At 22.9% G+C, this 7507-nt stretch carries 8 protein-coding genes; 1 reads left to right on the forward strand and 7 read right to left on the reverse strand.

Annotated elements, in window-relative coordinates; genetic code table 4:
• Positions 1–247, forward strand: a 247-nt coding sequence (locus tag U744_RS04355; RefSeq protein ID WP_036432079.1) for a hypothetical protein, incomplete at its 5' end; no start/stop codon positions are given.
• A gap of 22 nt (positions 248–269) precedes the next feature.
• On the opposite strand, the gene deoC is transcribed toward U744_RS04355, so the two are convergent.
• The 7 genes from deoC to rplT form a co-directional block, all read right to left on the reverse strand.
• Entirely contained in the window at positions 270–935 is a 666-nt protein-coding gene (deoC, locus tag U744_RS0103760; protein ID WP_025755717.1) for a deoxyribose-phosphate aldolase, read from the reverse strand.
• Positions 936–950: 15 nt separating this feature from the next.
• Positions 951–2246, reverse strand: a complete 1296-nt coding sequence (locus tag U744_RS0103765) for a pyrimidine-nucleoside phosphorylase (protein ID WP_025755718.1) — start codon at positions 2244–2246, stop codon at positions 951–953.
• Between the two features lies 1 nt (position 2247).
• A complete protein-coding gene (gene deoD, locus U744_RS0103770) occupies positions 2248–2952 on the reverse strand; it encodes a purine-nucleoside phosphorylase (protein ID WP_025755719.1) in 705 nt (234 codons plus the stop codon).
• 116 nt (positions 2953–3068) lie between these two features.
• Positions 3069–5489 (reverse strand): MAG1360 family OppF-related protein, encoded by a 2421-nt coding sequence (locus U744_RS0103775; protein ID WP_156921663.1) that lies wholly within the window; start codon positions 5487–5489, stop codon positions 3069–3071.
• A gap of 5 nt (positions 5490–5494) precedes the next feature.
• Entirely contained in the window at positions 5495–6607 is a 1113-nt protein-coding gene (locus U744_RS0103780; protein ID WP_025755721.1) for a folate family ECF transporter S component, read from the reverse strand.
• Between the two features lie 67 nt (positions 6608–6674).
• A complete protein-coding gene (locus U744_RS0103785) occupies positions 6675–7289 on the reverse strand; it encodes a thermonuclease family protein (protein ID WP_025755722.1) in 615 nt (204 codons plus the stop codon).
• Between the two features lie 62 nt (positions 7290–7351).
• A partial coding sequence (gene rplT, locus U744_RS04360) for a 50S ribosomal protein L20 (protein WP_036432088.1) occupies positions 7352–7507 on the reverse strand: 156 nt, incomplete at its 5' end.

A 7507-nucleotide genomic window follows, 5' to 3' on the forward strand; every position in this document is an offset into this window, starting at 1 on the left:
ATTTATGATAGTATTTAAAATTTCTAAACTAACAACACATCAAATACTAATGTTTTTAATTGGAGTTGTTATCACAATCACATGAATTCCTCGCATTGAAAATAAAAATTTAATTTGAATTTTTTTTACAGCCGATACAATAGTTATTCTAATAATTGCAGCTTTAAATTATTTGCTTAACATAGTTTTTGTTGGAAAAAGTTTAATCCTTAAATTACGAAAAATATTTAAAAAAAAATCAGGATAAAATCCTGTTTTTTTTTTTTTTTTTAATAATCATTCTTTGAAGAATGTTTTCCGGTAACAATAGCAATTGAACGACTTGTTCCAAATCGAGTTGCTCCAGCTTGATGCATTGCAATTAAATCTTCAATGGTACTAATTCCTCCGGCTGCTTTAATTAAAAGTTTATCACCGCAAATACTTTTTATAATTTTAATATCTTCTAATTTAGCCCCTCGATAACTAAAACCAGTTGAAGTTTTAATAAATTCAGCTCCTGATTTCATGACAATTTCTGTTGCTTTTTTAATTTCTTCATTTGACAATAAGGCAGTTTCAATAATTACTTTTAAAATTTTCTTTCCACAAGCTTCTTTAACTTTTTTAATATCATTGAGTACATATTCATAATCACCTTGTTTGAATTTCCCAATATTAATAACCATATCAATTTCATTTGCACCATGATCAATGGCAAGTTTTGCTTCAAATGCTTTTGCTTGAGTTATCATAGCTCCTAATGGAAAACCAACAACTGAAGTGATTCCTATTTCTGTATTTTTAAGTTTGTCTGATACATATTTAACATATGAAGAATTTACACACACAGTTTTAAACTTAAATTCAATTGCTTCTTTAATTAATTTGTCAATTTCTTTATTTGTTGCTTCTGCTTTTAAAAAAGTATGATCAATCATTTGATTGTAATTCATGTTGTACCTCTTTTTTTATTTTAATTTTTCTAAAATTATTTTGTTTTCAACTATTGCTTGATTAAATTTATAACCTTTTTGAAGTTCAATAGCTAATTTTTCATCAATTGGTTTTGATGAATATAATGTAAATAAAACATCTCCTTTATTTACATATTCATTGGTTTTTTTGTTTAAAGTAATTCCAGCATCAAAATCAATCAAATCTTCTTTTGTTGCTCGCCCTGCTCCTAATTTCATAGACACTATACCAAAAATTAAAGCATCAAAAATTTCTAAATATCCTTCTTCTTTAGATTTTATTTCAAATTTATATTTTGGCAATCAAAAATTACTATTCTTTAAAGATTCAACATTTCCGCCTTGAATAGAAATAAATTCATAAAACTTATCTAAAGCTTTTCCATTTTCAATTACTTCAGTGATCAATTGCATTGCGTGTTTGTATGAAGTTGCAATTTTAGCTTGCTCTAAGATGGTTGCACATGAAGAAAATACTAACTCTTTAAAATCTGCTGGTCCATTATTTTTTAAAGTTTCTATTGCTTCTAATACCTCATTTTTATTACCAATTTCTCTTCCAATTGGTCTTGACATATTAGTAATTTCAGCTCTTACATCAACATTTAATTCTTTCCCTATGTCAATCATGGTTTGAGCTAATTCACGTGCTGAAGATAAATTCTTCATAAATGCGCCATTCCCACACTTAACATCAAGCAAAATGGCATTTGATCCAGTTGCTAATTTTTTACTCATTATACTTGAAGCAATTAATGGAATTGATTCAACAGTTGCTGTTACATCTCTTAATGCATATAACTTTTTGTCAGCAGGAGCTAACTTTGCACTTTGACCTATAATTGCAATTGAGTGTTTTTTAACTTGTTCTTTAAAATCATGCTCAGAAAGTTCAACATTAAAACCAGGAATTGATTCTAATTTATCAATTGTTCCACCAGTATGACCAAGTCCTCTTCCTGACATCTTAGCCACTGGAACTCCTAAAGCAGCTATAATTGGTGCTATTGCTAAAGTAGTTTTATCACCAATTCCACCTGTTGAATGTTTATCAACTTTAATTCCAGGAATTTCATTTAAATTAATCAAATCTCCTGAATTCATCATAATTTTAGTCATCTGTGAAATTTCATGAGTACTCATTGATCTTCAAACTACTGCCATTAAAAAAGCACTCATTTGATAATCTGGAACTTCATTTTTAACATATGAATTAATTAAATAAGAAATTTCTTCTTGAGATAATTCAAATCCATGACGTTTTTTATCAATTAAATCAACTATGCGCATTTTATTTTGCTAAATTCAAAGCAATCTCCATCATTTTAGTAAATGAAGTTTGTCTTTCAACTGCATTTGTTTCTTCATGAGTAATTAAATTATCTGAAATAGTAAGTAAACAGGCTGCTTTTTTACCAGTTGCTTCTGCATTTGTAAATAATGCATATGATTCCATTTCAACACAAACAGATTTTGATAATTCAATTCGTTTTTCAATAGGAATTGCAGAATAAAATACATCAGAAGAATGAACTCTACCTAAATTTAATTTAATATTTAAATTTTTTGCAACTTGTATAATTTCTTGATTTAATTCTTGAGATGGATATGCAATTTGACCTTCCTTGCCTAAAGCAATTTTTCTAAAAGCATCCCCATCAGCATATGCTTCAGTTGCAAGTACAACTTCATATATTTTTAAATTATCTAAATATGATCCAGCTGATCCAATTCTAATAATTGAGTCAACATCATAAAATTTAAATAATTCATATGAATAAATACCAATTGAAGGGCATCCCATTCCACTACCAGCAATAGTGACTGGTTTTCCTTTATAGGTTCCAGTATACATGAACATATTTCTAACTGAATTAACTAATTTGTATCCTGGATCTAAATAATTTTCAGCAATAAATTTGGCTCTAAGTGGATCTCCTGGCATAATTACAATTTTAGCAATTTCACCTTTTTTAGCATTAATATGTGGTGTCATTTTTTCTCCTAATATTTAATTGATACACATATATTTTTAAAAAATATAATTTCATTTATTTTATCACTTTTAAAAATCTATTAGAACTAATTGATTAAAATTGTAAAATAAAAAAACTAATAATTTTCTTTGTTTTTAAGCTCCTCATGAAATTTAGTAGAAATTTTTTTATTAAAATCTGAAGGTATTTTTTTGAATTTTAAATTAGCAAAATCTTCTGGATTTGTAATAATAAATTCTTTAAGGTTTAAATAATTTTTTAATTGTGATTTATCATTTGTATTAATTTTTATATTTAATAAATTTTCAGTATTATCATTAAGAATTTTAGAGGGGCTAATAATTGAATTAGTTCATTTTTGATAATCTTTATAAGATGCATAAATATAATGTTTTTTTGAGTGATTGATATTAATAATTCTTCCAGTAAAAAAATTAATTTTTTCAGTTTCCAAATCTATAAATTTTTCTATAGATCTTGAAATTATTTTCTTAGTGAATGGATTAATTGGAGATTTAAGAACTTCTTTAAGTTTACCTCCCTCAATTAAAGTGTTATTAAAAAAGAAATGAATATCTGTAAAATTATCAATTGAAAATTGTAAATCCTCAGTAAAAAACACATAAGTTAAGTTATATGCTTTTGTTATTTGTTTTAGTGTTTTTAAAAAGTTAATTTTTAATTGATAATTTGAATTTTCCAAATTATCATTAATAAAAATTGTTTTTGTTTTATTTAAAAATAAATTAACTATTTTTAATTTAGTTTGTTCATCATTAGTTAAATATTTATATTGAGTAAAGTAAACCGAAGTATCAAGTGACAAATAATTAATTACATCAATAAATTTAATCAATCCAATAAAATAATAAATAAATTTGGTGTGATCTTTATTTTTATTTAAAATAAAATCTGATAATAAGAAAATTAAATTATTAAATAAATCAAGATCAATAAACTGAGTGAAAAAGTTCTCAAATTTAACATACTCATTAGATCATTTAATTTCTTTAAATAAATTTTTACTATCAGTAAAATTGATAAAAAATTTAAAATATTGTGTTGATTCTTTTAATGTTCTTTTAATATTTTTATTTAAAGTTTTAATTTTTGTAAAACTATTATTCAATGCTTTATTGTATAATCTTTCCTCTGAATAATTAGTTCACTCTAAATCAGCTTCAGCCAATTTAATTTTATCTTCAAGTTTTTTAATTTTAAAAGTATTTTTTAAACCTTCAATTTGTTTGAAATTCTTTTTTAAATTTATTTTTAAATCATAATTTGCTTGTTTAATTTCTAAATTAATTTTTTGTTCATTTTTTAAAGAATTTTTGTAAAAACTGGATGCTTTTTCATCAAAATCTTTTTTAATTTCTTTTTCTAAAATTATTTTTTGCAAAAAATTAATATTTGATAGTTTATTTCAATCATCAAATGCAAAAAAGTTTTGTTCATTTTCAATGATTTCATTTAATTCTTGAAGTTTTTCAAAAGAAACATATTTAAGAAATTTTTTATTTTTTTGTCAACATTTTAAAATTGCTCTATTGTAGAAAATGGACCGTTGAGCCTGTTTTTTATTTAAATTTTTATTAGATTTATTATTTTTTTCTTCTTTTAATAAATTGATTTTCTTTTTGATTTTCTTTTTAATTAACTGAATTATTTTTTTTGACTCAATTATTTTCTTTTGTTTATATTCCTCAAGAAAACTGATTTCTTTTTCTAAATTTGAAATATCAATATCATTTTCAACTTTTTGAAGTGATGTTGCAGAAATTTTATTAGCATATTTAAGTTCTAATTTATATTCATTAATTGCTTGTTTTTGAATATAACTATTTGATAAAGGTTTATGACTAATATAAAGATGATATCTACTTACAATTCCTTTAAATAATTCTAAATAACATTCAAATAAATTAATTTGATATTTTAAAGCATAGTTGTTAAATTCTTTTAAAAAAGTAATAATTTCCTTTTCAGTAATATATTTTGAATTAGATCTTAATTTAGAAGATAAAATACTAAGTTTACTAAGCAATCCATTATTTAATTCAATGATTTTATCACTAGATCCTACTAACAAATTAAAGAAAAAACTTTTTGTTGATATTTCAAAATCATTAATCATTTGTTCAAGTTTTAAAATATATTCTTCTTGTTCAGAATCACTAACTAAAGATTGTTTTCAGAGTTTAAAAAAAGCTAAATCTTTATCATTTCCATCAAAAATTTCTTTTAAATTTAAAAAAACTAAATGTTTTTTTATTTCATTTTTATCTGTTACAACATTAATAAAATTACCATTATCATTATCTAAAAACATTGAAATATTAAATTCTTTTTTATTGATAATTGTTTTTCAAAATTCATCAAAAGAAAAATTATTATACTCTTTATCAATAAAAAAAACAGTTGGATTATTTAAATAAATATTAATTTTAGGGATATTTAAAAAATGATGGTTACCATCTTTAAAAGAAGAATTTAAAATATTATCTAAGCTTAATAGCAACTTTTCTTGACTCATATTACCTATATTCATGAAATATTTTTATTTTTACTAATTAATCTTGAAATAACCTGATATGAAATATAAATGACAAAAATATTAAATCAGATTTTAATTGGACTAGTTACAATTCTATAACTAATTCAGGTTAAAAAATCTGCACTACCCAAAGAATGTAAATCAGCAATTGATAAAAGTGGTATATTAATTAATTCAAGTAATGTAGAAAAAACAATAATTGGGGCAAATGCTAAATAATTTGAGGTTGATAATCTAAATCTTGCTTGAATGACAAATAAAATCATACTTGCAAAACCAGTTATTATAATAAGTAAGGCAATATTTCTATTTTTAAATAAAATATTTTTGTTTTGTGAACTAAAACTTTCCTTTGGAATATTTAAAAGAATTTGTGCTGCAATAGTAATAACAATAAAAATTAAAATTACTGAAATAAACAAGTTAATATTTTTAACTTTTTCACTATTTCCATGTTCTAAAACAAAATTTTTTTTATTTCTAATTTCAATGATTTTGCGTGAATATTTAACTGCTAAATTTTGATTTTTTTGATCAAGAGCATTTCTTAATTTAAATCCTAATTTTCAAATTTTATACTCATAAGAACGCGCTTTAAATTCTTTACTGAAAACATAATTTAAAAATCTTAAAAAAAATCATCCAATAATTCCTGAAATCATTCCACTAATTGCTGCAGATAAAGTATACAAAATATGATACCCAGCAGGAGGAACAAATAACAAAGATAAAAGATCTGACATAAAACCAACAAAAAAACCAATAATTGGTCCAAAAATAAATCCTGATATTTTTACTGGAATACTAATAAAAGCTATTTTGTATGAAGGAATTGATGCAATTGGAACAATTTGAGTCCCTACAATAGTAAAAGTAACAGAAACAGCAATTAACATAGCCACAAAAACCATTTTACGAATATTTCACTTTTGAAATAATCCTAAATCTTTAAATAAAGGGACTTTTAAAAAATGAGATTTCTGATTATTTGCAATTGAATTGAAAGCCAAAAGATTAAGTTTTTTAAACTTATTTTTATCTTTTTTTTCTGATTTTTGCTCAAAAAAATTTTTTGGCTGATGATCTCTATTTTTCATTATTAATAATAATTTTACTTTTTTTTATTAAATTATTAAAAAATAAGATGATTTTTTAATCAAAAAATTAATTTATTCACTTTTTACTAAAAATTCTTTTTTCATTTAATTTTCAAATACCTTTTTGCTTTGTCTTTGCTTCTTGTTGCGCTTGCATTAATGAATAATAAAATTGTTTTTGTTCATTTGTTTTTGTGTAATAAATACTTTTTTTATTTTCATTTGTAATATATGCAACTCTAGCAAAACCACTTTGAACTAATTTATAATTAATTGAATTAGAAAAATCCACATTTAAATTTAAATACGCAACTGCTACAGTTCGATTATATTTATCAAAAGTAACTGTCTGATAATAAAAATCAACTGAATTGTTAAAAAAATCTTCTAAATATTTTTTTGCTTTTTGACCTCAAAAATTTTCAAATTCAGATAGTAAACTATCATTTTGCTCTTTTGACACTTCAGGGGTGTCAATTCCATATAAACGTATTTTAAGTATTTGTGAATTTTCATTTTCAACAATTAATGTATCCCCATCAATAATTTTTTTAACAGTTGCATAAATTAATTTTTTAGCTTTTATTTGAATTAACTTATTTTGCGTTTCAACTGAAAATGCACAACTACTATTAATAATTAATAACAAAAAAATTAAATTAATTAACTTTAAATGTTTCATATATTTAATTAATATCTTTATAAACTAATATTAAAAAAAAAAAAAAAAAAACGCAAAGCGTTTTAATTTTTTGCAAGTTCAATTAACATTTTAAATGTTTCTTGTTCATTAATAGCTAATTCTGAAAGCATTTTACGATTAATTGTCACATTTGCTTTTTTAAGTCCATTAATAAATTGTGAGTAACTCATTCCATGCATTCTTGTTGCGGCATTTAT

The organism is Mycoplasmopsis cricetuli ATCC 35279 (assembly GCF_000526955.1).
Lineage (GTDB): Bacteria > Bacillota_I > Bacilli_A > Mycoplasmatales > Metamycoplasmataceae > Mycoplasmopsis > Mycoplasmopsis cricetuli.